Annotated in this window: 25 protein-coding genes; 11 read left to right on the forward strand and 14 right to left on the reverse strand. The window is 62.5% G+C overall.

What is annotated here, in order from left to right:
* Window positions 1-104: 104 nt before the first annotated feature.
* From ACE3PR_RS19075 to ACE3PR_RS19100, 6 genes are all read right to left on the reverse strand, one after another.
* Window positions 105-812, reverse strand: coding sequence for a fumarylacetoacetate hydrolase family protein (locus ACE3PR_RS19075; protein WP_374375309.1), 708 nt, complete (start codon window positions 810-812; stop codon window positions 105-107).
* A gap of 60 nt (window positions 813-872) precedes the next feature.
* Window positions 873-1,595: an ABC transporter permease gene (locus tag ACE3PR_RS19080; RefSeq protein ID WP_374375311.1), complete on the reverse strand. Its 723-nt coding sequence runs from the start codon at window positions 1,593-1,595 to the stop codon at window positions 873-875.
* A 38-nt stretch (window positions 1,596-1,633) separates the two neighbouring features.
* The gene (locus ACE3PR_RS19085; protein WP_374375313.1) at window positions 1,634-2,434 is read right to left on the reverse strand and encodes an ABC transporter ATP-binding protein; all 801 of its coding nucleotides are present in this window, start codon (window positions 2,432-2,434) and stop codon (window positions 1,634-1,636) included.
* Window positions 2,421-3,230 carry an ABC transporter permease gene (locus tag ACE3PR_RS19090; RefSeq protein ID WP_374375316.1) on the reverse strand — a complete coding sequence of 270 codons (810 nt, stop codon included), beginning with the start codon at window positions 3,228-3,230 and terminating at the stop codon, window positions 2,421-2,423. Before ACE3PR_RS19090 ends, ACE3PR_RS19085 begins: the two co-directional genes overlap by 14 nt.
* Before the next feature lie 29 nt (window positions 3,231-3,259).
* Window positions 3,260-4,234, reverse strand: a complete 975-nt coding sequence (locus tag ACE3PR_RS19095) for an ABC transporter substrate-binding protein (RefSeq protein ID WP_374375319.1) — start codon at window positions 4,232-4,234, stop codon at window positions 3,260-3,262.
* Window positions 4,235-4,349: 115 nt separating this feature from the next.
* Window positions 4,350-5,060, reverse strand: a complete 711-nt coding sequence (locus ACE3PR_RS19100; protein WP_374375321.1) for a FadR/GntR family transcriptional regulator — start codon at window positions 5,058-5,060, stop codon at window positions 4,350-4,352.
* 153 nt (window positions 5,061-5,213) lie between these two features.
* Here ACE3PR_RS19100 and ACE3PR_RS19105 point away from each other — a divergent pair, with 153 nt between their 5' ends.
* Both ACE3PR_RS19105 and ACE3PR_RS19110 read left to right on the forward strand, forming a co-directional pair.
* The gene (locus ACE3PR_RS19105) at window positions 5,214-5,897 is read left to right on the forward strand and encodes a fumarylacetoacetate hydrolase family protein (protein WP_374375324.1); all 684 of its coding nucleotides are present in this window, start codon (window positions 5,214-5,216) and stop codon (window positions 5,895-5,897) included.
* A 58-nt stretch (window positions 5,898-5,955) separates the two neighbouring features.
* Window positions 5,956-6,702: a FadR/GntR family transcriptional regulator gene (locus tag ACE3PR_RS19110; protein WP_374375326.1), complete on the forward strand. Its 747-nt coding sequence runs from the start codon at window positions 5,956-5,958 to the stop codon at window positions 6,700-6,702.
* 1 nt (window position 6,703) lies between these two features.
* Here ACE3PR_RS19110 and ACE3PR_RS19115 read toward each other — a convergent pair whose 3' ends face one another.
* Window positions 6,704-7,426 carry a TetR family transcriptional regulator gene (locus tag ACE3PR_RS19115; protein ID WP_374375328.1) on the reverse strand — a complete coding sequence of 241 codons (723 nt, stop codon included), beginning with the start codon at window positions 7,424-7,426 and terminating at the stop codon, window positions 6,704-6,706.
* 329 nt (window positions 7,427-7,755) lie between these two features.
* Between ACE3PR_RS19115 and ACE3PR_RS19120 the strand changes: the two genes are divergently transcribed.
* On the forward strand, window positions 7,756-8,835 hold the full coding sequence (locus tag ACE3PR_RS19120; RefSeq protein ID WP_374375330.1) for a magnesium transporter CorA family protein: 1,080 nt from the start codon (window positions 7,756-7,758) through the stop codon (window positions 8,833-8,835).
* Between the two features lie 4 nt (window positions 8,836-8,839).
* On the opposite strand, the gene ACE3PR_RS19125 is transcribed toward ACE3PR_RS19120, so the two are convergent.
* Entirely contained in the window at window positions 8,840-9,823 is a 984-nt protein-coding gene (locus ACE3PR_RS19125; protein WP_374375333.1) for an AraC family transcriptional regulator N-terminal domain-containing protein, read from the reverse strand.
* A 235-nt stretch (window positions 9,824-10,058) separates the two neighbouring features.
* Here ACE3PR_RS19125 and ACE3PR_RS19130 point away from each other — a divergent pair, with 235 nt between their 5' ends.
* From ACE3PR_RS19130 to ACE3PR_RS19140, 3 genes are all read left to right on the forward strand, one after another.
* Entirely contained in the window at window positions 10,059-11,429 is a 1,371-nt protein-coding gene (locus ACE3PR_RS19130; RefSeq protein WP_374375336.1) for an adenylate/guanylate cyclase domain-containing protein, read from the forward strand.
* A 148-nt stretch (window positions 11,430-11,577) separates the two neighbouring features.
* The gene (locus ACE3PR_RS19135; RefSeq protein ID WP_374375338.1) at window positions 11,578-13,071 is read left to right on the forward strand and encodes a sensor histidine kinase; all 1,494 of its coding nucleotides are present in this window, start codon (window positions 11,578-11,580) and stop codon (window positions 13,069-13,071) included.
* Window positions 13,072-13,075: 4 nt separating this feature from the next.
* The gene (locus tag ACE3PR_RS19140; RefSeq protein ID WP_374375341.1) at window positions 13,076-15,391 is read left to right on the forward strand and encodes a PAS domain S-box protein; all 2,316 of its coding nucleotides are present in this window, start codon (window positions 13,076-13,078) and stop codon (window positions 15,389-15,391) included.
* Here the strand turns inward: ACE3PR_RS19140 and ACE3PR_RS19145 are convergent.
* The 4 genes from ACE3PR_RS19145 to ACE3PR_RS19160 form a co-directional block, all read right to left on the reverse strand.
* On the reverse strand, window positions 15,388-15,867 hold the full coding sequence (locus tag ACE3PR_RS19145) for a YbaK/EbsC family protein (protein ID WP_374375344.1): 480 nt from the start codon (window positions 15,865-15,867) through the stop codon (window positions 15,388-15,390). The two genes, ACE3PR_RS19140 and ACE3PR_RS19145, sit on opposite strands and share 4 nt — an antisense overlap.
* The gene (gene proC / locus ACE3PR_RS19150; RefSeq protein WP_374375346.1) at window positions 15,864-16,691 is read right to left on the reverse strand and encodes a pyrroline-5-carboxylate reductase; all 828 of its coding nucleotides are present in this window, start codon (window positions 16,689-16,691) and stop codon (window positions 15,864-15,866) included. Before proC ends, ACE3PR_RS19145 begins: the two co-directional genes overlap by 4 nt.
* 43 nt (window positions 16,692-16,734) lie before the next feature.
* Window positions 16,735-17,238 carry a YbjN domain-containing protein gene (locus tag ACE3PR_RS19155; protein ID WP_374375348.1) on the reverse strand — a complete coding sequence of 168 codons (504 nt, stop codon included), beginning with the start codon at window positions 17,236-17,238 and terminating at the stop codon, window positions 16,735-16,737.
* Between the two features lie 355 nt (window positions 17,239-17,593).
* Window positions 17,594-17,896, reverse strand: a complete 303-nt coding sequence (locus ACE3PR_RS19160; protein ID WP_374375350.1) for an accessory factor UbiK family protein — start codon at window positions 17,894-17,896, stop codon at window positions 17,594-17,596.
* A 131-nt stretch (window positions 17,897-18,027) separates the two neighbouring features.
* Between ACE3PR_RS19160 and lgt the strand changes: the two genes are divergently transcribed.
* The 5 genes from lgt to ACE3PR_RS19185 all read left to right on the forward strand — a co-directional run bounded on the left by lgt (window position 18,028) and on the right by ACE3PR_RS19185 (window position 21,848).
* The gene (gene lgt, locus ACE3PR_RS19165) at window positions 18,028-18,834 is read left to right on the forward strand and encodes a prolipoprotein diacylglyceryl transferase (RefSeq protein WP_374375352.1); all 807 of its coding nucleotides are present in this window, start codon (window positions 18,028-18,030) and stop codon (window positions 18,832-18,834) included.
* Window positions 18,834-19,901 carry a class I SAM-dependent methyltransferase gene (locus tag ACE3PR_RS19170; protein WP_374375355.1) on the forward strand — a complete coding sequence of 356 codons (1,068 nt, stop codon included), beginning with the start codon at window positions 18,834-18,836 and terminating at the stop codon, window positions 19,899-19,901. Before lgt ends, ACE3PR_RS19170 begins: the two co-directional genes overlap by 1 nt.
* A complete protein-coding gene (gene pgeF, locus ACE3PR_RS19175) occupies window positions 19,898-20,662 on the forward strand; it encodes a peptidoglycan editing factor PgeF (protein ID WP_374375357.1) in 765 nt (254 codons plus the stop codon). The genes ACE3PR_RS19170 and pgeF overlap by 4 nt, the downstream gene beginning before the upstream one ends.
* Window positions 20,663-20,680: 18 nt before the next feature.
* The gene (locus ACE3PR_RS19180; protein ID WP_374375359.1) at window positions 20,681-21,058 is read left to right on the forward strand and encodes a cupin domain-containing protein; all 378 of its coding nucleotides are present in this window, start codon (window positions 20,681-20,683) and stop codon (window positions 21,056-21,058) included.
* A gap of 130 nt (window positions 21,059-21,188) precedes the next feature.
* A complete protein-coding gene (locus tag ACE3PR_RS19185; protein WP_374375361.1) occupies window positions 21,189-21,848 on the forward strand; it encodes a MarC family NAAT transporter in 660 nt (219 codons plus the stop codon).
* A 1-nt stretch (window position 21,849) separates the two neighbouring features.
* Here ACE3PR_RS19185 and ACE3PR_RS19190 read toward each other — a convergent pair whose 3' ends face one another.
* Together ACE3PR_RS19190 and recQ are read right to left on the reverse strand one after the other, a co-directional pair.
* Window positions 21,850-22,734 carry a DMT family transporter gene (locus ACE3PR_RS19190; protein WP_374375363.1) on the reverse strand — a complete coding sequence of 295 codons (885 nt, stop codon included), beginning with the start codon at window positions 22,732-22,734 and terminating at the stop codon, window positions 21,850-21,852.
* A gap of 140 nt (window positions 22,735-22,874) precedes the next feature.
* A complete protein-coding gene (gene recQ, locus ACE3PR_RS19195; protein WP_374375365.1) occupies window positions 22,875-24,692 on the reverse strand; it encodes a DNA helicase RecQ in 1,818 nt (605 codons plus the stop codon).
* Window position 24,693 lies beyond the last annotated feature (1 nt).

Below are 24,693 nucleotides of genomic sequence, written 5' to 3' on the forward strand. Positions count from 1 at the left end.
AAGCTTGGAGCGACTTCCTATTTCCCCCTACTTCCATATCCCCTCCCCCTTCAGGGGGAGGGTTAGGGTGGGGGCATGGTAGTGATGAACGGCCGTAGCTATTCTCACCCGACCTTGATCGTGATCTCGCCGATCCCGTCGACGCCGCCGACCATGACGTCGCCCTTCTTCACGGCACCGACACCGGCCGGTGTTCCTGAATAGATGAGATCGCCGGCCTTGAGTTCGAACAAGCCCGAGAGATAGGAGATCATCTCCGGCACCTTCCAGATGAGCTGGTCGAGATCGCCCTTCTGCTTCTCGGCACCATTGACCTTCAGCCAGACGGCACCCTTGGCCGGATGGCCAATCTCACTCGCCGGTACGATCTCGGTGCAGGGGGCCGAATATTCGAACGCCTTGCCGATCTCCCAGGGGCGGCCCGCTTTCTTGGCCTCGCTTTGCAGGTCGCGCCGGGTCATGTCGAGCCCGACCGCATAGCCGAAGACATGATCCAGGGCCTTCTCGACCGGAATGTCCTTGCCGCCGGATTTCAGCGCCACGACCATCTCGAGCTCGTGATGGACGTCATTCGACTTGTCCGGATACGGGAACACCCCGCCCGAGAGCACCAAAGTGTCCGGGTTCTTTTGAAAGAAGAACGGCGCCTCGCGGTTGGGATCATGGCCCATCTCGATCGCATGGTCGGCGTAATTGCGCCCCACGCAATAGATCCGGTGCACCGGGAAGACGCTCCCTGAATTGCGGATCGGCAGATGCGGGACCGCGTGCGGCGGAAAGGCATAGCTGACAGTGGGATTCATCGCGGTCATTGTCTTACTCCTGCGTAATATTCGACGTGGTTATCAAGAAAATCCGTTGGGCGACATCCGCTATCTTTTCGCCGCGTAATAGGCGACGCGGCGCTCGAGATAAGCGAGAAATTCAGAGATGGAGAAGGCCATGGCGAACAGCACCACCAGCACGGCCCAGAAATGTGACATCAGGAAGTTCGAGGAATAGAGCTCGAACAGCGCGCCGAAGCCGACGATCGAAATCAGCAGCTGACCGATAATGACGCCCTTCACCGCGCGGATGACACCGATGCGCACCCCGCCCAGGATTTCCGGCAACGCCGCCCAGAAATAGATCTTGAAGAAGGCTTCCAGCGGCTTCGCCCCGAAGCTGCGGGCCATTTCGACCATGGACCGGTTTATCTGCATGACGCCCGCCCTTGTGTTGAGGATGATGATCCAGATCGCAAACAGCGTCGTCGTGATGATGATCGAGGTCATGCCGAAGCCGAAGAGGACCATCAGCACCGGCACCAGCGCCGTCAGCGGGGCGCTGAGGAAGATGTTGACCCAGGGCAGGATCATTTCGTCGAGCAGGCGGCTCTTGCCAATGAGGATGCCGACGGGAATACCGATCACGATCGATGCAACGACACCGCCGAAGAAGGCATAAGCGGTTTCGGACAATGCCTTCATGAAGGCCGGCGTGCCGATAATCTCGAACAGCGTGACGATCACATGGGACAGGGGCGGGATGAAGAAGGTCAGGTCCATGCGGCCGATGATTTCCCACAGCAACGCCCAAATGACGAGCGACGACATCGCTGGCAGTCTCAGTCCAAATGCTGTCATCTCGTCCTCTACTCGACGTAATTGCGCAGCGACGCCCAGATCCGGTCGATGATATCCAGGTATTCCGGGTCCCGGCGGATGTTGGCGGCATCCTTGTTGCGGAAACTCGTGGGACGGATCACTTCCGATACGCGGCTCGGGCGGGGTAGCAGGACCGCGATCTGATCGGACACATAGACCGCTTCCTCGATGGAATGGGTCACGAAGATGAAGGTCTTCTTCTCGTTCTGGACCAGGGCCAGCATGTCTTCCTGGAATTTGCGGCGGTTCTGCTCGTCGACGGCCGAGAAGGGTTCATCCAGCAGCAGGACCTGTGCGTCCACGGCCAGTGCCCGCGCCAGACCGACGCGCTGGCGCATGCCGCCCGAGAGTTCATGGGGATAGCTTCGCTCAAATCCGGCAAGGCCGACATTGTTGATATATCTCTCGGCAATGGCTTCGCGTTCCGATTTTGCGGTCCCGCGCAGTTCCAGGCCGAAAGCGACATTGCGCATGACATTGGCCCAGGGCAGCAAAGCGAAATCCTGGAAGACGAAGGCCCGGTCCGGGCCAGGCCCTTCGACCCTGACACCATTGACCTCGACCTCACCCGCATTCGCCTTGATCAGTCCGGCGATGATTTTGAGAAGTGTGGTCTTGCCGCAACCTGATGGCCCCAGCAGCGAGGTCAATTGCCCGCGCGGAAATTCAAGCGACAGATTGCGTAGCGCTTCGGTATTGCCATAGCTCTTGGACACGTTGCGCACGGAAACGGCGCTCTCCGGAACGACCACCTGCAGATTTCCGAAGGATTTTTCAGTCTGATGCATAACCACGGTTGTTTCCTGCAAACAAGAAGTTTTCGAATCGCTCAAGCACGTTCAGAAATACGACAGCCAGAGCGATGATCGAGAAAATCGCTGCATACATGCTGGGGTAGTCTGCGATCGAGCGGCTATAGGTGATGATGTCGCCGACGCCTGTGGGTGTGATCTTCAATTCAGCCAGGATCGCCCCGATGAATCCGGCCGAAATGCCCAGCCTTAACCCTGAGAAAATGACCGGGGACGCGGCGGGAATGATGATCTTGAGGATGACGTCCCGATCCCTGGCCAGGAATGACGTCGCCATTTCCTTGATCGATGACGGCGTGTTGCGCACGGCCCCGCTGGTATTGAGGACGATGACCGGCATAGCCATGATGCAGACGACGAAGACCTTCGACGTCAAGCCGATGCCGTAGGCCATTACCAGCAGAGGAATGAGGGCGGCGAGAGGTGCCGCCTGCATGACGATGAAGACCGGCGAGAACAGCCAGTCGAACCGCGCGCTCAAGCCGATCCAGAGTCCCAGGGCGATACCGAAGATCGCGGAGATCGCAATGCCGACCACCAACGGCTTCAGCGTCTCGCCATAGGCGACGAAGATCCTGCCGTCCAAGGTCATGGCAAGGAGGGCCTGCATCGATTCAAGAAATGTCGGAAACGCGAAGCTGACGGGAATTCTGCCCGCAATCTCCCAGGCCCCGAACACCAGCAGTGCCGAGAGGAGCTTGAGGAACAGTGATCTGTGTTTCATGCGTGAGCCAACCTTGTCTTCTGGAAATAGCGGCGGCCATTCCGGCAAAGAAGCCGGTGATGGCCGCCGTTTGTTGCCTACTTCAGCGCGGCATCAAGCGGCGCGAAGTACCAGAAGTCATCGATGTTGAGCGTCTTCGGATCGCCATCGAGTTGGCCGGCGCGGGTATACCATTCGAGATCCGCCGTGGCCGCTTTCCGACCGCCGCCATTGGGGTCATAGAGACCGCCTTCGACGGCTTCCGCATAGAAACCGTCGAGTTCATCCAGGACTTCCTTGGGCAATTGGCCAATGGGACCGTCCGGGTTGGTTTCGCGGCTGATGATGGTGGGATCCTTCGCCATGTCCTGCCAGACGCTGACCAGGGCCTTCACCAGGATATTCACCTGCTCTTCGTTCGACTGGATCCAGTCGAGATTGGCGAACAATGCCTCGTCGCTGGCATCGACATCGAACATCGGCAGGGCATGGAACCGGTCCGGCGCTTCCTTGATGATTTTGTTCTTGTTGGAGATGTCGAGGATGGTTGCCTCGCCCTGACCCGCCAGCAAGGCGGCGACGCGATTGCCGGAGCCCGGCACATAGGAGCGTTCGCCGAACTTGATGCCTTCGCGCTCTTCAATGACGTTGGCGATGGAATCAGTGCCGCCGCCGCGCGAATGCAGCATGATCGGCTCGCCGTTCATGTCCTTCAGCGTGCTGTACTTCATTGTCGTGACCGGGAAGAATTTCAGCTTCGAGAGCTGGAACACGATCCGGACCGGTGCCTTGGAACGCTGCATGATGGCATAGGGCGTGCCGAACCCGATATTCATCTGCCCGCTGAGAACGGCCTGAATGGCCAGTTCCTCATCGGCAAAGGCCGTCCATTCGTAATCCAGTCCATTGGCCTTTGCCCGATCGAGGGCCACAAAGAACGCCGCCATCTCGTCCGACGGCGTTTCCGCCAAAGCGATCCTCAATGTTTCGGCATGCGCCGACGACACCATCAATCCGACCGCAAGCGTGGCCAGACTGACGAACCCCGTGAATTTCTTCAGTAGTCTCTTCATGTTGTCCTCCCGTGGGTGAATTGTTTGTTTTTTTCTTCTCAACTTCCGAATTCGTCATTTTACGAATCCGGCCTTATACGCGCGCCCCTCCCCGGCTCCCCTGCCGGGGTCCGCATCAAGTGCCTCCGAAAAGCCGCTTCGATACCGAATGCAGGTGATTGCTCATGGCCTCATACGCCGCATGTGGATCGCGGGCGCAGATGGCTTCGGCAATTCTTTCATGCTCGATAAAGCTGGAATGATCGGCGGGCGGCTTCGCGTTCTGCCGCTTGACGTTGCCCCAGGCGACCGCGCGGCGGACCAGGTTGAGCTGGTCATGCAAAGCCAGCAGCAACAGATTGTCGCTGGCCTCGGCGATGGCGCGGTGGAAGATATCGTCCTCGACTTCATATGCCTGCCAGCTCGAGGCCGAGCGCGTGCGCTCCATCGCCACCTTCATATGCGTGAGGGCGGCGCTGGATGCGTTGATCGCGGCTTCCTTGGCAATCGCCGGCTCGATCGCAAAACGCGCGCGCATCATGCGGAAAGGGGTGATCTGCTGGCTGATCTCGCTCAGCAAGGTGCCGCTCAGCAACGTGCCGGCAAGCTCCGGGTTGTCGGCCGGTCCGGAAACGAACGTGCCCTTGCCGACATGGCGCCAGATCGTGCCTTCGCGCTCCAGTGATTCCAGCGCCTTGCGCAAGGTATTGCGGGTCATGCCGAGCTGGTCGGTGAGCTCGCGCTCCGCCGGCAATCTCGCCCCTGATTTCAGGCCCTTTTCGGCCACATAGGCCCGCAGCCGCGAAACGGCTTCCACATCTTCCAAAGGTTCTCTTCGCGCCAGCATATGAGCGTCACCCAGCGTTGCGGATCTTGTCGTAAGCCTTCAACCAATCTAGATTGGTTTTACAAAGGCGGCAATAGTCGAATTGATTGCGGTTGATATTGGCGGGTGACTGGCATACCAAATCGGCTGATTTCACCCCATTACGAGGTTCCCATGTCCGGTTTTGTGATTCAGCAGCCACCCATCGTGTCGATACCGGTTGCTGGCGGCGGGGCCTTCCCCGTGCGCCGGGTCTATTGCATTGGTCGCAATTACGCCGCCCATTCCGTGGAGATGGGCGGGGATCCGAATCGGGAAACGCCGTTCTTCTTCCAGAAGAACCCGAACAACCTCGATCCCACCGGCGAATTCCCCTACCCGGCCAATACATCGGATGTGCATCACGAGGTCGAGCTGGTCGTCGCCCTCAAATCCGGCGGCGTCAATATCCCGGTCGAGAAGGCATTGGACCATGTCTGGGGTTACGCGCCCGCACTCGACATGACGCGGCGCGACCTGCAGAACGACGCCAAGAAGGCCGGTCGTCCCTGGGAGATCAGCAAGGCGTTCGAGCGCTCCGGTCCCGTCGGCCTGCTGCATCCCGTTGCTCAGGTCGGTCATCTCGATCGAGGCCGGATCGAGCTGAAGGTCAATGGCAATGTCAGGCAGACCGCCGACATCAACCAGATGATCTGGAAGGTGCCGGAGATGATCGCCTATTTGTCGGAATATTTCGAACTGGCGGCCGGCGACGTCATTTTTTCGGGCACGCCGTCGGGTGTCGGCCCGGTTTCTCGCGGCGACAGGATGGAAGTCAACATCGACGGATTGAAGGGCTTCACCGTCACGGTTGTTTGAACGGCGACATCCGAGGATAGCAAGCGATGCGCGAAACCATGTACCGGGACTGGATCTTGTGAACGTCGCGGCCGCGAGCCCGCGCGACGACAAGAGCGCCCTCGCGCAGCTCCGCGCCTATCTTGCCCGCATGGCGCTCCCCCTCGACAGCCGCCTGCCGCCGGAACGCGATCTCGCCCGGGCGATCGGGGTGAGCCGCGCCGAGCTCAGGAAGGCATTGGCTATTCTGGAATCCGAGGGCCAGCTCTGGCGCCATGTCGGCAAGGGCACCTTCGTCGGCAGCCGGCCGATCGACGACCTCGCCGATATCGCCGCCATGACCCGGCGCACCAATCCGACCGAGGTCATGAAGACCCGCCTGCTGCTGGAGCCGGAAGTGGCGCGCATGGCGGCCCTGATGGCGACCGCCGGGCAGATCGCCGAGATGCGCAATTGCCTCACCAAGATGCGCAGCGCCCAGACCTGGCGCCAATACGAGGCTTGGGACAACCATTTCCATCGGGTCATCGCGGAATCGACCCAGAACGCGCTGCTGCTGGCCCTGCTCGACTCGCTCACGGCCGTGCGCCGCGCGGTGGCCTGGGGACGGCTTCGCGCCGACAAGGTGAAGCCCGATTCCGATCACCACAGCTTCGCCGAACATGACGCCATCCTGGCCGCGATCGAAGCCCGCGACATGGACCGCGCGGCGCAGGAAATGCGCCGGCATCTGGCAAGCGTCGAGCGGAAACTACTGCAAAATCGCGGCGACGACGCCATCTCCGCGAACGATCACGACGAAGGACTGGATTTCGCGGCGCGCTGAACTACGCCGCAGCACCCTTGGCGGCCTTGCCGGCTTCTTCTTTCATCCGCTCGGCGCGTTTCAGCCCGGCGCTCATCATGCTGGAAAGCTTCGCCGCCTGGCCGAGGCGCTTGTCGATCTCGGCCATCGTATGGGCCAGATCCGCACTCTCGTCGCGGGCCCAAGCGCGCAATCCCGCCAGATAGATCGCGATCAACCCCTGCAGGCGCAGATGACCCTTGAGGCCCGAGGCGCTGATCCCCGCCGTTTCCAGCATTAGGCGCAGCGAGCGGCGCATCTGGCAACCCATCGCGGCGGCTTCCAGAGGCGTTTGCGGCAATTCATGCAGCAAGGTCAGATAGGCATCGCGCTGCTGCTGCAAATGATCGAAGCGCCGCATCAACAGGTCGAACAGCCGGTCCTTGGACGTACCGTCCAGCGGATCGTCCCGGAGCGAGGTGAGGATCGCCGCATCGACCGCCCGCGCCAGGCCAACGAGGATCGCCGCTTTGGTGGGATAGGTCGCATGCGCGGCGGCCATGTCGAGCCCAGCCGCCTCGGCAATCTCGGCCAGCGACAGGTCGCGCCAGCCTTGGGTGCCGCAGAGGTCGAGGAGGGCCGCGCGCATCGCTGCGGCGGCATCCGCCGGCGCTGCTTTCCGCGGACCTGCTGGCTTGCCGGTGCCGCCTTTCCTGGCGGCGGATTTGGCGCGTCTCGGTGCCGGCTTCTTGGCAGTCTTGGCCATCGCTCTGCCCTCCCGATATCGTTCTTTCACGCTTCTTTCATCGCCATGATATAGGCCCGCCCCCGACAGCGACAAGCTTCCTACGATGCCGGAATGCGGATGGATTGACTCTCCCCGGCAAAGGGTTCAAACAAACCCCGTTCGCCGCCATTTCTTTACGCTTGGCCTGTCATGACACATTTCCGTCACACCTCCAGCCAGCCACCGAGTAGTACCTGCGACGGCGGGTTCTGCCACGCCGTCCGGAACCTTTAGCGCCGGCCCGACCCAGCGCCCCGGTTCCGCTCAAGCCCTCCCTCATCTTGAGATCGCGACCCGCGGGGTGCCCCATGATCACCGCCTACCGGCATAACGGCCAAAGCTTCGAAAAAATCATCGTCTCCGGCGCGCCCAATCTCGCCGCCGCCGAGCAGCGCCCGCCGGCCGAGATGCTGCCCAGCCATATCCAGGCGGAAAGCGAGATGGCGGCAAGCTTGCTGCCGCCTGACGCGATCTGGATCGACCTCACCATGCCCAAGGCGGCCGAGATCGCGGCCATCGAGCGCGCCTTCGCGATCGAGATTCCTACCCGCGAGGAGATGCACGAGATCGAGGCCTCAAGCCGCCTCTATGCCGATCACGGCGCCCTCTTCATGACGACGCCGGTCCTGCACCGCGCCGCGACCGACGTGCCGGAAAGTGGTGCTGCGACCTTCGTGCTGCTGCCCGACCGGCTCATCACCGTGCGCTTCATCGATCCGCTGCCCTTTGCGACCTTCAGCCGCCGCGCCGAACGCGATCCCGCCATCGCCGCCACGCCGCAGATGATCCTGCTGGGGATTCTCGAAGGGGTGGCCGACCGCCTCGCCGACATCCTCGAAGTGGCGGCGGCCGACATGGAACGGGTCTCGCGCGATGTCTTCCGCAGCACGCCGGCCGGCCATCACCGCCGCGGGCGGCATGCCGAGACGCGGCATTCCAGCCGCCATCTGCAGCAGGTGCTCTTCCGCGTCGCGCGCTGCGGCGATATCGGCACCAAGGCCCGGGATTCGCTCCTCGGCCTGTCGCGTCTGGTGCTCTTTCTCACCGCCCAGGCCGATCTCAAGAAGGACAGCAAGCTGCGCTTGAAGACGCTCACCCGCGACATCGCCTCGATCACCGATCACGCCAATTTCCTTGGCGGCAAGGTGAACTTCCTCCTGGATGCGACCCTGGGCCTCATCAATATCGAGCAGAACGCGATCATCAAGATCTTCACCGTGGCGGCGGTGGCCTTCCTGCCGCCCACCCTGATCGCCAGCGTCTACGGCATGAATTTCAAATTCATGCCGGAGCTCGACTGGCATTTCGGCTATCCCTTCGCGATCGTCCTGATGGTGCTTTCCGCCTTGCTGCCCATCTGGTATTTCCGCCGCCGAGGCTGGCTGTAACGCGCTACTGCGCCGTTACATAGGCGCCTTCGACGCGCCGCGGCGCGCGCGGCTCCTGCGTCTCAACCAGCAGCGCTTTCATGAAGCGTGTCTCCTCGACCGGCGAGCGGCCGAACAGGCGCTTGAACTCGCGGCTGAATTGCGAGGCGCTTTCGTAACCGACCCGCGTCGCCGCCACGGCGGCATTGAGACCGTCCTGCACCATCATCAGGCGCGCGCGGTGAAGCCGCGTCGTCTTCAGATACTGGATCGGCGAGGTCTGCGTCACCGCCTTGAAATGCGCATGGAAGGCGGCCGGGCTCATACCCGCTTCCGAGGCCAGGGCCGCCACGTCGAGATCGTCGTTGAATTCGTGATGGATGCGGCGCAGGGCCTTTGCCACCTTGCCGAACTGGCTGTGATGGGCAAGGGCCGCGCGCAGGGCGCCGCCTTGCGATCCGGTGAGGACGCGGAAATAGATCTCGCGCATGATGGATGGACCAAGCAGCTTGGCCTCGACCGCCGGCCCTGCCAGCACTTCTAGGAGCCGCTGCACCGCATCGCCCAGGCAATCGTCGAGCGGTGTCGCATAGATTCCCTTCGGCATGACTTGGGCATAGGAGCCGGCCTGGTCGAGGGCCATCAGCAATTCCGCGACCACGCTGAGGTCGATGCGGATCGCCATGCCCAGAAGCGGCTCCTTCTCGCTGGCCTCGGTCTCGCTCTCGAAGGGCAGCGGCACCGAGAGCACCAGATATTGCTGGGCGTCATAGACGAACATCTCGTCACCGAGATAGCCGCGCTTCCTGCCCTGCACGATGACGCAGATGCTGGGCTCGTACATGACCGGCGTCCGCGGCATGGATTGGTTGGCGCGCATGAACTTGACGCCGTCGAGCGGCGCCAGGGTAAAGCCAGGATTCGGGGCGAGCTGCCCGATGAGTTCGATCATGCGCTTCTGGCGCGCATCCCAGGAAGGACTTGCGGGGACGGGGCTCGGCATATTCATGTTACATACTCCTTTACCAATCCAACGCAGTATTAGGTTAGCATTCGAGGGTCATAATACTCGTGAAATCGTGCCCGATAGAGGAATAGGCAAAGATATTCCAGCTTCCGACATGGCCGGGTCATGCTTGGGGGCATTGCGTGGCCTGGTGTGGGAGGTCGCTCCATTGCGGTGCCGGGCTGGGCCCCCTACCTATGTCCCTGGATAGAGGCGATCGTTTGAGGGGCAGGGCGGCATGGCATTCTGGAACAACCGGGCGGTTCCCGGCCATACGGGCAATGCCCGCCTTGCCAACGCCATCGCCGCCGAGGAACAGGCCGGCCTCGCTTTTGCCTTCATGGCCCGGACGATCGCCGTCGTCATCGTTGCCATCTGGCTGCCCTTCATCGTTGAGGGTCCGCGCACCTATTACTATCTCGGCCTCGTGGGCGCCTTTTTCCTGCTGGGACTCATCCCCCATCTGTTGCGGCGCTGGCGCCATGCCGAACCGCTCAAATTCGCCTTCATCTTGCTCGACGTTGCGCTCATCACCGCCACCATCATGATGCAGCCGCCCGACCACATCGCCTATGACTGGCCGGTGCAGATGCGCATCCGCTTTGTCGAGTTCCTCTATCTCATGCTGCTGCTGATCGGCTCCGCTCTTTCATACCGGCCCAGTCATGTGGTCTGGACCGGCATCTGCATCATCGTGGTCTGGTCGGCGGGTGTGCTCACCCTTTACAATCTTCCCGACACGGTCCGCTTCTCGGAGACTGGCGGCGAACTGGCGCCGGCCGAGGTCATGGCCGTCATTCTCGATCCACATTATGTCGGCATCTCCAATCTGCTTACCCAGAACGTGCTGACCGCGATCGCGACGGGTCTCCTGGCGGCGGCGGTGGCGCGCTCGCGTCACATGCTCCTGCGCCAGACTCGCGCCGAAGTGGCGCGCGCCGATCTCCGCCGCTACGTCTCGCCCGACGTCGCCGATGCCATGCTGGCCGATGCGCCCGATACCTTCGGCCAGCCGGCGACGCGGCATGTGGCGGTGCTCTTTGCCGATATCTGGCAGTTCACCACCCTGGTCGAGAAGCTGGAGCCGGATCGCGTGGTCTCGCTCCTGCGCAGTTTTCAGGTGCGCGCCACCGCGATCGTGTTCCGCCATGGCGGCACGCTCGACAAATATCTCGGCGACGGCTTCATGGCGACTTTCGGCGCCCTCGACGGCGGCGATGACGGCAAGGTCGCGCAGCGCGCTTTGGCCTGTGCCCTCGATCTGCAGCGGGAAATGGATCGCTGGTGTGAAAAGCGTGCGGCGCGCGGCACGTTCCCCGTGCGTCTCGGCATCGGCCTCCATTACGGCCCGGCCGTCGTCGGCAATGTCGGCAGCGATCAGCGCATGGAATTCACCGTCGTCGGCGATGCCGCCAATGTGGCCTCCAGGATCGAACGGCTGACGCGGAAATTCGATTGCCGCATCGCGGTATCGGATGCCTGTCTGGCTGCAGCGCGCAACGACATCGTCGATCTCCCGGCCTTCGCCGATCTCGGCCTCACGGCCTTGCGTGGTCGCATCGAACCGGTGCGGCTTCACGTCTGGCCGGTTCCGCAAGCGGCGATGTGATCTTCCTCCCATTCCTGGGCGCCTCACCTCGTCACCCTGTGACAATGGGCATATCCTTTAGTAGCACCCCCCAATAGATTTGACATTTCGGTTTGCAAACGGTCGAATTGATCTCGGTTAAGCGATGCATGGAGCATGCGACGCGATCGTGACAGTCCCCCCCGCCGACACGCCGCCTGGCGAATCCGATGACGACCAGGACCAGCCACAGCCGATCGGCGGCGTCGCTGCGCGCATGGCGGAACTCATCCGGCTCAATACCGCCCACCGCCAGAGCGAAGCGCGCTTTCGCCGCGTGGTCGACGCCTCGCCCAGCGCCATGGTGATGATCGGCGATGACGGCCGCATTGAAATGGTCAACACACAGGCCGAGCGATTGTTCGGTCATCCCCGCGCCGAGATGATGGGCCAGCCCGTCGAGATGCTGATACCGGCGCGGTTCCGCGGCCATCATCCGGCGCTGCGACATGGCTTCTCCGCCGAGCCGCGGGCAAGGCCGATGGGGGCCGGGCGCGAGCTGTTCGGCCTGCATCGCGACGGCACCGAATTCCCGATCGAAATCGGGCTCAATCCGATCGAGACCGAAGAGGGCATCAAAGTGCTCTCGGCGATCGTCGACATCACCGCGCGGCGCCGCTCCGAGGAACGCTTCCGCCGTGTCGTCGAAGCGGCACCCAACGCCATGGTGATGATCAATGGCCGGGGCATCATCGAAATGGTGAACGCTCAGGCCGAACTCGTCTTCGGCTATGACCGCACCGAATTGCTGGGGCAGCCGATCGAGGTGTTGGTGCCGGCACGCTTTCGCCCCCAGCATCCCGCTTTGCGCGGGCATTTCTTCTCGGCGCCCGATTCCAGGCCCATGGGGGCCGGGCGCGATCTCTATGGGCTGCGCAAGGATGGCAGCGAATTTCCGGTCGAGATCGGGTTGAATCCGATCGAAACCGATGACGGCCCCATGGTGCTCTCGGCCATCGTCGATATCTCCGATCGCAAGCAGAAGGAAGAAAGCATCCGCCAGGCGCTGCGCGAAAAGGACGTGCTCCTGAGCGAGGTCCATCACCGCGTGAAGAACAATCTGCAGATCATCCATTCCCTGCTCGATCTGCAATCCGGCCAGATATCGGACGAAACCGTGATCGCCATGCTGCGGGAAAGCCAGAACCGCATACGCTCGATGTCACTCATCCACCAGACGCTCTATCAGTCGAAGGATTTTGCGCGCGTTGACTTCTCGAACTTCCTCGATTCCCTGCTGCCCACGCTGATGACATCCTACAGCGTCGCCGCCGACAGGATCGCGCTCGACGTCAAAATCGAGGATGTACATCTGCCACTCAATCAAGCCATACCGTGTGGGCTTATTGTCAATGAATTAATCTCAAATGCCCTGAAGCATGCCTTTCCGGGCGATCGCGGCGGCAGCATCAAGGTGGAATCCCGCTTGCGCTCGGGCGAGGACGTCATACTCTCGGTCAGCGATGACGGCATCGGCATCAGCGAGCAACTGGATTTGGCGAGCACCGCAACCTTGGGCTTGACTCTGGTCCAGCTCCTGGCGGCACAATTGCATGGTCAGATCTATATCCAGCGCGCCCGGCCGACGCGGTTTGAGCTGACCTTCCCCATCGCTTCGGGATGAACACATGAATATGCCGACAACACGCGTGATGGTCGTCGAGGATGAGGGTGTTGTCGCCTTCAATCTTTGCCAGCGCCTGAAAAAGCTCGGCTATGACGTGCCCGTCGTCGTCTCCTCGGGCAAGGCGGCCCTGGCCGAAATTGAAGAGAAGCGGCCCGATATCATTCTCATGGACATCCATATCGACGGCGACATCGACGGCATCGAGACGGCAAGCCGCATCCCCGCGGAGATGATGGTGCCGATCATCTATCTCACCGCCTATTCCGAGGAAACCACGCTCGACCGCGCCCGGGCGACGCGCCCCTATGGCTATCTCCTGAAGCCCTTCTCGGAACGCGAGTTGCACGCCACCATCAAGATGGCACTCGAACGCCGCGCCAGCGACGTCGCGGTGCGCGACAGCGAGGAGCGGCTGCGTCTGGCCCTGGCCGCGGCCGAGATGGGCTCCTGGGAGTTTGATCCAGAATCGGAAATGATCGCGCATCAGCCTTATCGCGGCTGGTTCTCCGCGAATACAGAGGGGCCCGTCACCAAGAGCTTCCGCGATTTTCTGGCCAGGGTTCACGACGATGACCGCGATGCGGTGCAAGCGGCGTTCAAGCAGGTGACCAATAGCGATCAGCTCCGAGAGATCGAATTCCGACAGCAGGTGGATGGCGGAGATACGCGCTGGCTGCGCGTGGTCGGGCGCTCGTTCCGCGAGCCGCCGGACCGGCGCCTGCGCATTGTCGGCGTGGTGCGCGACATCACCGCCCAGAAACTCGCCGAAGCAACGCATCGTTCGTCGGAACAGAGTTATCGCGACATCATCGCCACCATCGACGGCATCGTCTGGGAGGCGGATCGCGACCAGAACCGCGTCACCTATATCAGCGACAGCGTCGAGCGGATTCTGGGCTACACGCCACAACAATGGCTGCGCGACTCGACTTTCTGGGAGGATCACATCCTGCCAGAAGACGCGCCGCTCGCTTTGGCCACCTATGAGCGCGCGATCGCCTCGGGCCGCTCCTACGATACCAGCTACCGCATGATTGCCGCCGATGGTCGGCCGGTCTGGATTCACGAAGTAGTCTCGATGATCCTGCGCGACAACCGCACCAAACTCATTCGCGGCGTCATGGTCGACATCACCAGGCAGAAGGAAATCGAAGCGGAATATCAACTGGCTTCCGAACAATACGCCGAGAGCGAAAGCCGCCTCAAGGCCATCCTCGACACCGCGGCCATAGGCATCGTCACCGTCGACAGCCGTTTCCGCATCACGCGCTTCAACCGCGAGGCCGAACGAATCTTCGGCTACAGCGCCGCCGAGATGATGGGAACCAGCCTCGACCGCCTGATTCCGGACGATCTGCGCAGCCGGCATGGCGAGCACCTTCGGCAATTCGCTGCCGGCGAGATGCGCAGCCTGGCAATCGGCGATTGGCGCACGATCAACGGCCTCACTGCGGATGGCCGCACCATTCCGCTCGACATCGTCATCTCGAAAGTGGCGGTTGGCGGCAAGACCACGCTGACCGCCATCATGCGCGACATGAGCGACACCAAGAGCCGGGAAGAGAAATTGCAGCAACTCCTCGACGAACGGGAGACGGCCTTGCTCCATGCCGAAAATGCCAACAAGGCGAAATCGAGTTTTCTTGCCGTGATGAGTCATGAATTGCGCACACCGCTCAACGCCATCATCGGCTTTTCGGATTTGATGAAGCGCGAGATTTTCGGCCCGATGAGCAATGACCGCTACAAACAATACGCGATCGACATCAACGAGAGCGGCGCCTTGCTGCTCACCATCGTCAATTCCATCCTCGATCTCTCGCGGATCGAATCCGGCCGGCAGGACCTCAAGATCGCGCCGATCTCCTTCGACGATTCATGGACCTCGATCGCCCATGCCCTGGAGGCGCTCGCGGCTCAGAAGGAAATCCGGCTCGATATCGCAGCTCCCAGCGCGCCGCATCGGTTCCAGGGCGATCGCCATGCGGTGGCCCAGGTGCTGACGAACCTCATCTCCAACGCGATCAAATTCACCCCCAATGGCGGGATGGTGGGCGTCTCGATCGCACCCTCCGGCGATTGTTCGGAAATAATCCTCAGCGTGCGCGACACCGGCCGCGGCATTCCCGAAGACCGCCTCGTCGATGTGTTCAAGCCTTTCGTCCAGGTTTCCGATTCCTACGCCCGCGACGTGGGCGGCGTTGGATTGGGCCTCGCCATCTGCAAATCTCTTGTGGAAGCCATGTCGGGCCGGATTGAGATCGAAAGCGAGATCGGGCGCGGCACCTTGGTTCGCATCGCCTTGCCCGCCGCCTAAACCTTCACATCCACCACCTGCCCGCCGGTCACGCGCAGGAGGTCGGCGGGAGTCAGGCGGAAGACCGCATTGGGCGCCCCGGCGGCCGCCCAGATTTCCGCAAACGACAGCAGATCCGCGTCGATCAGCACCGTGACCGGGCCGCTATGGGCGATGGGGGCGACGCCACCGATGGCAAAACCGGTGCGGTCGCGCACGAAGGCGGCATCCGCCTTGCCGATGCTCTCACCCAGCGCCGCCGCCACTTTTGCCTCGTCGATCCGGTTGGCGCCGCTGGCGATGATCAAAACGGCCCTGTCGGTTTCGGTGCCGCGAAAGATCAGCGATTTCGCGATCTCGGCGACCTTGCAGCCGATCGCCGCCGCGGCATCGGCTGCGGTCCGCGTCGAGGCGTCGAATTCCTTGATCTCGGCCACGAGGCCCGCAGCCGCGAGTGCCGCGCGGACGCGGGCGACGCTGCCGCTCTCGATACTCACCCGGCCAGTTCCCGCGAACGATGCGTGGCGGCGGCGATCGCCTTGTTCATCAAAGGCTGGATGCCGTCCGCCGCCATCAGCACCGCGATCGCCTGTTCGGTGGTGCCCTTGGGACTCATCACCGCCTTCCGGAGATCGGCCGCGGGTTCGCTGGCCTGATGGGCAAGCTCCCCCGAGCCACAAACGGTCGAGCGCGCGAGACGCATGGAGAGATCGGCCGGGAGGCCAGCCACACGTCCGGCTTCCGCCAGCGCCTCGATCAGCAGAAAGACATAAGCAGGACCGCCGCCCGAAACCGCGGTCACCTGATGCATCAGCTCTTCGTCATCGACCCAGGCCACCTCGCCTACCGCCGCGAGCAGTGCTCCGCAGAGATCGAGGGTCTTTGCCGGCACGGATGCATCGCGGAAAATGACGCTCATGCCGCGCCCCACCGCTGCCGGCGTGTTCGGCATGGCGCGCACGACATGGACCTGGGTCCCCAGCGATTTCTTGAAATAGGCGACGTTCTTCCCGGCGGCGATGGAAAGGAAGGTGACTCCAGGCTGGGCCAGCATCTCGAGATTCTCGAGCGCCTCGTCCATGAATTGCGGCTTTACCGCCAGAAGAACCAGCGCCGGGATGAGATCGTCCGGCACATCCTCGTAATGGGTAAAGATGGTGACGCCGGCCGCCTTGACGTCGTCGAGGCCCTTGGGCGCCGGATCGATCACGAAGACATCGCTGCCGGCGACACCTTGCGCCAGCCAGCCGCGCAGCAACGCGCCACCCATTTTGCCGCAGCCGACCAGCAGCAGCTTGCCCGGTAATTCCAGTTTGGTCATCTCGGCTCCCGCCCTTTGCAGTGAGGGCGGTCGCCGATTGACTTCAGGCCGTGCCGACTGTTTCCAGCAGCGCCGCCTCGACCGCCTCCTGCGGCTTCTTACCGCCCCAGAGCAGGAATTGGAAGGCGGGGTAGAAACGCTCGCATTCGTTGATCGCCGCTTCCATCAGATCCTCGAGCTGCTCGGAGGTGACCCCGGCCGTACCGCGCAGCAGAATCGTGTGCCGGAACATCGGTGCCCCCTCATCGGAGCAGAGGTCGAAATGGCCGAGCCAGAGGCGTTCGTTGATATGTGCCAGCAATTCGGAGAACTGGGCGCGCTTTGCGAGGGCGATCTTGGTGTCGAAGAGGCAGGAGAAATACATTGCCCCCAGATCTTCCTGCCAGACGAAGAACATGCGGTATTCGCACCACTGGCCGGTGAATTCGACGATCATCTCCTCATCGGTCGAACGGTCGTAACGCCATTCATTGGCGTTGACCAATTCTTCCATCATGTCGAGGGGATTAGCGGTCGGGGCCAGGGTCGACTCTTGGGTAAGCTGCATCGAAAGCGCCCTCCATGCGGGTGGCAACCGGGGCTAACCGGTCGCCAGTAATCGACCAGACTAGAGTGCCGTCGGGGCTCGCCACGCTTGGGGGTGCGCGACCCCTAAGGCTTGATGTGAAACGTTAATTTCCCACCAGATTTAGAGTCGCAAATTTGCGACTCTGGCGCAAGCGACATTTACATTCCTTAACAAAAATATCTCGCGAGTGCGGGAAGGACGGGAAACCCTCACTTTCTTCCCTCCCCCTTCAGGGGGGGGGGGGGGGGGGGGCACGCAAGTGACGGGTCGTGCGAACCCATGCCCCCCTCCCGACCTCCCCCCTGAAGGGGGGAGGTGTAAGGACGGGAAACCCTCACAAATTGGGCTTGTCCGGCATCTCATGGGCCGGGCGGGCGGCGGGTTCGGCGTCTTCGGCCAGCTTCGCTTCGAGGGCGGCGAGGCGCCGGGCGAGCTTGATCTGTTCGGCGCGGGCTTCCTGGGCCACCGCCTTCATGGTGTCGAATTCCTCGCGGCTCACCAGATTCATGCGGCCCAGAAGGCGTTCCAGATGCTGCTGCACCTTGCCCTCGATTTCCTGCTTCAATCCCGTGAGCGAGCCCAGGGCACCGGTCGCCACCTTGGCCATGTCGTCGAGAATCCGGTTGTCGCTCTGCATGGCGGTTTCGTCCCTATGCTTGTGGTCACTATCCTGGGGCTTATATAACCGGTCCGCGCCCGGTTTTCGAGGGCGCCTATCGGCGCAGGCCGAATCAACGCCGATCAATACGGGGCAAACCAGGGCGAATCATGATTTCCGATACCGGCTATTATATCTATCCGGGCTTCGACCCGGTCGCCCTCGATCTGGGTATCCTCCAGATCCGCTGGTATGCGCTCGCTTATATCGCCGGGATTCTGCTGGCCTGGCGCTACATGGTCTATCTCGCCAAGAAGCCGCCTGCCCGGGTGGAGCCCCGCCATTGCGAGGACATGATCACCTGGGGAACCATCGGCATCATCCTGGGCGGGCGCCTCGGCCATGTCCTCCTCTGGAATCCCGGCTACTACCTCTCGAACCCGATCGAGATCCTGAAGATCTGGGAAGGCGGCATGGCCTTCCATGGCGGCCTCATCGGCGTCATCGTGGCGATGCTGCTTTATACGCGGCGCGTGGGGATACCCTTCTTCGCTCTGGCCGATCTCGCCGCCGCGGCGACCCCGATCGGCCTTTTCCTCGGCCGTGTCGCCAATTACATCAATGGCGAATTGGTGGGCCGCGTCACCGATGTACCCTGGGCCATCATCTTCCCCCATGTCGACGGACTCCCACGCCATCCCAGCCAGATCTACGAGGCCCTCACCGAAGGTGTCCTGCTTTTCACCATTCTCGCTTTCTTCGCGCACCGGCAGAAGATCCGCGAACGCTTCGGCACGCTCTCCGGCATCTTCCTCATCGGCTATGGCTGCGCCCGCGTCGTCTCGGAGATGTTCCGCGAGCCGGAGGCCTTCACCGACAGCCTCGTCGCCACCACCTGGGGCCAGTGGCTGAGCGCGCCGATGATCCTCTACGGCCTTTATCTCATCTGGCGCGGCCGGCGCCTCAAGCCAGCCTGATGCAGCAGATCGCGGAAAGCCTCCGGCGCCGCTTGGCCCTCGAAGGCGGCCTCACCATTGCCGCCTATATGGAAACCGTGCTGGCTGGTGCCGGCGGCTATTACCGCGAGAACGATCCCCTGGGCGAAGCCGGCGATTTTATCACCGCGCCGGAAATCTCGCAGATGTTCGGCGAGATCCTGGGGCTTTGGTGCGTCGATACCTGGACGCGCCTCGGCTCGCCCGAAGCGTTCCATCTGGTCGAGATGGGGCCGGGGCGCGGCACGCTGATGCAGGATGCCCTGCGCGCCGCCCGCGTTTCCTCCGCTTTCCTCGCGGCCAAGCAATTGCATCTCGTCGAGATCAATGAAGAGCTCAAGCGCCAGCAGGCCCTGCGCCTCGCCGATCATCAACCCCAATGGCACGCATCGCTTGCGACTTTGCCGCCGGGGCCTGTGCTGCTCCTCGCCAACGAATTCCTCGACGCGCTGCCGATCCATCAATTCATCATGACCGAAAGCGGCTGGCGCGAACGCGTGGTGGTACAGCAGGGTGACAGCTTTGCCTTCGCTCATGCCGCCCCCGGCCCGGCCCTCGCCTTGCTGCGGCCCGCCCATCAAGGCGCCGTCCTCGGCGAGATCGCGGAAGTATCACCCGCCGCGATCGCCCTCATCGACAGCCTCGCCCGCCGCCTCAAAGCGGAGGGGGGTGCCGCCCTCTTCATCGATTACGGCCCGGCGGAAAGCGGACTTGGCGATTCCTTCCAGGCCCTGAAGCGCCACCAGTTTCATGACCCTCTCGCAGATCCCGGCGAGGCCGACCTCACCGCCCATGTCGATTTTGCGAGCCTTGCCGAAGCAGCCCGCCAGGCCGGTGTTCATGCCTATGGCCCCGTCACCCAGGGCGATTTCCTGCGCTCCCTCGGGCTTGAACTCCGTACCGACATGCTGGCCGCCAAAGCCGACGCGGAGACGGCCGAGATTCTCAGGCGCCAGTGCCGGCGCTTGATTGCGCCCGACGAAATGGGCAGGCTGTTCAAAGTGCTTGCCCTCACGGGCGCCGATCTCGAGGAACTGGCCGGCATATGATTGTCACCACTGAATCACTTTCCCGCCTCCCCGGCATCGGCCACGGCTTTCTCACGCGCCGCGGCGGTGTTTCCGACGGCATCTATGATTCCTTGAATTGCGGCCTCGGCACCGAGGACGCAAAGGCGCGCGTGATGGAAAACCGCGCCCGCGCCGTAAAGGCGGCGGGCCTCCGCGCCGAACCCCTCAACACCGCCTATCAGGTCCACGGCAAGAACGTGCTGGTGGTGGAAACGCCCCTCGATCAGGAGAACCGACCCCAGGCCGACGGCCTCGTCACCAGGACGCCCGGCATCAATCTCGGCATCCTCACCGCCGATTGCGGCCCGCTTCTCTTCGCCGATGCCGAGGCACGCGTGGTCGGCGCCTGCCATGCCGGCTGGAAAGGCGCCGTCGGCGGCATCATCGAGGCGACCGTGGAGGCGATGGAAGGATTGGGCGCCAGGCGCGCCGACATCGTCGCCGTCCTTGGCCCCTGCATCGGCCAGGAATCCTACGAGGTCGGCACCGAATTCCCGACACCCTTCATCGACCAGGACCCCGCGAATGCCCGCTTCTTCGCCGCCAATGCCTGCAGGAAGTTCCAGTTCGATCTTCCCGGCTATATCGCCGCGCGCCTCGCGCATCTCGGCCTCGCCGAGGTGAACGTGACCGGCCACGACACCTGCGCACTCGAAGATGATTTCTTCTCCTACCGCCGCAAGACCAAACGTGGCGAACCCGATTACGGCCGGCAAGTCTCGGTGATCGGCCTTACCTGACTCGAAAAGGGAAACGACATGGCGCACCCGTCACCAGACAAGGCACGCTTCACCGGCGAAAAGGGCCGCAAGGTCATCAATATCCGCGAGACGCCCATGGTGCCCTATGACATGGACGGGCCGCTGCAGCACGACATGTCGCTCATCGAGCTTTCCTATGAGCGCGACAACAAACAGGGCGCCTATCTCATCCGCATGGAACCCGGCGCCCAGACCATCGCCCACGAACATCCCTTCCGCGAGGAATTCATCATCCTGGAAGGCGAACTCATCGAAAGCGACGGCACCATCCTGAAGACCGGCGATTACGTCATCTACGAAGCCGGCACCTATCACAACAGCCGCACCGAAAAAGGCTGCCTGCTGCTGGGCATCGATTGGCAGCGGCGGAAGTGACGGCTGAACTGGCTTGGTCAACTCGATTGTCATCCCCGCGAAGGCGGGGATCCACGAGTTTCTTTCTTTAGTCTCAGACAAACTCGTGGATGGTCGGCCTGCGCCGACCATGACACCGAGAGGGTGACAGATGGACGACTTCCTCCCTTATGTCGGCTGGACGGTGGCGACGCTTCTGCCCATCATCAACCCGATCTCGGCCGCCGGCATGTTGATCGGCATCACCGGCAACCTCACCAATGCCGAGCGCAACCGCCAGATCACCATGGCCTGCATCTACATGACCGGCATCCTGCTCAGCTTCCTGCTGGCGGGTGTCCTCATCATGGATCTCTTCGGCATTTCGATCCCGGGCCTCCGCATCGCCGGCGGCATGATCGTCGCCTTCCTCGGCTTCTCCATGCTGTTCCCGCGCGAGTCGCCCTTGGATTCCGATTCCGACATGGAGGCGCGCGCCAAGCTCGACATCTCGTTTACGCCCTTGGCCATGCCGGGGCTTTCCGGTCCGGGCTCCATCGCCCTCGTCATCACCATGTCGACCAGCGTGCAACAATCGGGCGAACTCTCGACGCCGATGACCTATCTGGTGATCTCGGTCGGCATCGTGGTGACCGCGATCATCATCTGGTTCTGCCTGCGTGCGGCCGGCCTCCTCAACCGCCTGCTGGGTGCCAATGGCATCGCCGCCATTTCGCGCATCATGGGCTTCCTGATGGTCTGCATCGGCGTGCAATTCGTCATCAATGGCGTGCAGGATCTCATCCACGATCCCGCCTTCTGGCCGAAATAGATTATTTGCGACCGCGATCCAATGTGGTCGCGACGACGCCGGCGACGATGATCAACCCGCCGCCCCAGGTGAGGAGCGCGTAACGCTCGCCGAGGAACAGCGTGCCGATGACGAGGCTGGTCGCCGCCGCCACATAACCGATCTGCGAAAGATAGACCGGCCCGCCCACGATCTGCAGGCGGAAGAAGAGGGCGAACATCACCGCCGAGACCGCGATCTGGCCGAGCGTGAGGATGGGCGCTTCGCCGAGCATCGCGAAAGGCATCGCACCATCCCAGAACAAGGTCGCCACGAACAGGCACAAGGCTGCCGCCGCGTTGCTGCCCATGGCAAGCACCAGCGGCTTGCCGTTCGCCGGCCAGTCGAGGGTGCGATAGACATTGCCGCTGGCAAGGCTGAGGGGAATGAAGAGCGCCGCGATCAGCCAGACGAGATCGCCGCCGCCAACCTCACCCTTCGAGAGGATGATGGTGAGAGCACCGAGGCAGCCCAAAGCAATACCGGCAAAGCCCAGGAGACCCGGCTTCTTGATCCCCATCAGAATCGAGATCGTGAGCGTCATGATCGGCGAGAGGGTGAGGTAGATCGCGGTCAAGCCCGCCCCCAAACGCGGGATCGCCGCATAGATGAGGAGATTGGGGAGCACATAGGAGAGCAGACCGGCGATCAGGTAATAGCGCAGATGCCGCGCATCCCAGGCGATCCGCATCTTGCGCGCGAGGATGATGCCGAAAATCACCAGCGCACCGCCACCCGAAATCGCGAACGACCAGGCCGGCGGCGAAATCCCTGCCCCATGCGCAAGCTTGCCCAGCGGAAAACTCAGCCCGATCAGAAACCCGGTCGAGACGAGGAGGGAGAGGGCGGTGGTGCGGTTGGGGGGCATGCTCGTGAACTCTTCCGTTCCTTAAAACGTCATGGTCCGCGTAGGCGGACCATCCACGAGTTTGGTGGTTACCCAAAGAAAGAAACTCGTGGATCCTCCGCCTTCGCGGAGGATGACGACATGGAAGACGGTCAGATCACTCACCTGAACGCCGCCAGCACTTCAAGAAAATCGGCACCGTAGCGTTTCAGCTTGCGCTCGCCAATTCCCGGGATGGCGAGGAAATCGTGGAGGGTCGCAGGTTTTCTTTGTGCGATCTCACGCAAGGTGGCGTCGTGGAAGATCACGTAAGGCGGCACGTTCTGCGCACTTGCGAGATCCCGGCGCCGCGCCCGCAGGGCGTCGAACAGCTTGGGGTCGATATCCCCCAACGCTGCCGCCGCCAGGAGCGGATCGCGCTTCCTGCGGTCACGGCGCGAAACCGCGATGGTCGGGCGCCGCAGCATCAGCTTGGTCTCGCCCTTGAGGAGCGGCCGGGCGCCTTCGGCGACACCCAGCGTGTTGAATTCGTCGTTCTGCACAAAGAGATAGCCCAGCGACAGCAATTGCCGCGCGAGGCTCTTCCAGGCATTGGCATCAAGATCGCCGCCAATGCCGAAAACCGGCAATTGCTGGTGGCTGAATCGCAACACCTTCTCCGTGCCCTCGCCCCGCAGCACGTCGATCACATGGGCGATGCCGAAACGCTGGCCCGTGCGCCAGCAGGCCGAGAGCAGTTTCTGTGCCGGCAGGGTCGCGTCCCAGGTCTCCCCCGGCTCCAGGCAGATATCGCAATTGCCGCAAGGCTGCGAGTCCTCGCCGAGATAACGCAGCAATGCCATGCGGCGGCAGTCGGTCGCCTCGCAGAAGGAAAGTAGCGCGTCGAGCTTGCGGCGGCTCACCACCTTGCGCTGTTCGGTCAAATCCGAATCCTCGATGCGGCGCCTGAGCAGCACCACGTCCTGGAGTCCGAAAGCGAGCCAGGCTTCCGCCGGCGCGCCGTCGCGCCCGGCGCGGCCGGTCTCCTGGTAATAGGCCTCGATCGAGGAGGGGAGATCGAGATGCGCCACGAAACGCACATCCGGCTTGTCGATCCCCATGCCGAAGGCGATCGTCGCCACCATGACGATGCCATCTTCGTTGATGAAGCGGTGCTGGTTGTGGGCGCGGGCCTTCTGCTCCATCCCCGCGTGATAGGGCAAAGCCGTCACCCCGCGCGCTTGCAGCCAGGCCGCCACATCCTCGACGCGCTTTCGCGACTGGCAATAGACGATCCCCGCCTCGCCTTTCTGCTCGGCCTCGATGAGCGCCAGCAATTGCTTCTTCGCGTCATGGCGTTCGACCACCTTGTAGCGGATGTTCGGCCGATCGAAGGAGGTGAGATAGACCTCTGCCTCTTCCAGTGCCAGGCGCTCCCTGATCTCGGCGCGCGTCTCCCGGTCCGCCGTCGCGGTCAAGGCGATGCGCGGCACCTCCGGGAATTGTTCATGGAGTGCCGAGAGCTGGATATATTCCGGGCGGAAATCATGGCCCCATTGCGAGACGCAATGCGCCTCGTCGATGGCGAAGAGGGCGATCTTCACTTGGCGCAGCAGATTGAGAAAGAAAGGGGTCAGCAGGCGCTCCGGCGCCACATAAAGCAGCTTCAGCTCGCCCCGCCGCATCTGGCCTTCGATCACCCGCATCTCATCGAGTGAAAGCGATGAATTGAGGCAGGCCGCCGCCACACCCATCTGCTGCAGCGCCGCGACCTGATCCTGCATCAGGGCAATGAGCGGCGAGACGATGATGCCGACACCTTGGCGCAGCATCGCGGGGATCTGATAGCAGACCGATTTGCCCCCGCCGGTCGGCATCAAGACAAGGGCATCGCCCCCGGCAGTCACATGGTCGATGATCGCGGCTTGCGGGCCGCGGAAGGCGGCATGGCCATAGACCCGGCGCAGAATCTCCAGCGCCCGATCTTCTACCGCTGCCAAG

This window comes from Dongia sp. (assembly GCF_041909655.1).
In the GTDB taxonomy this organism is placed as follows: Bacteria; Pseudomonadota; Alphaproteobacteria; order Dongiales; family Dongiaceae; genus Dongia.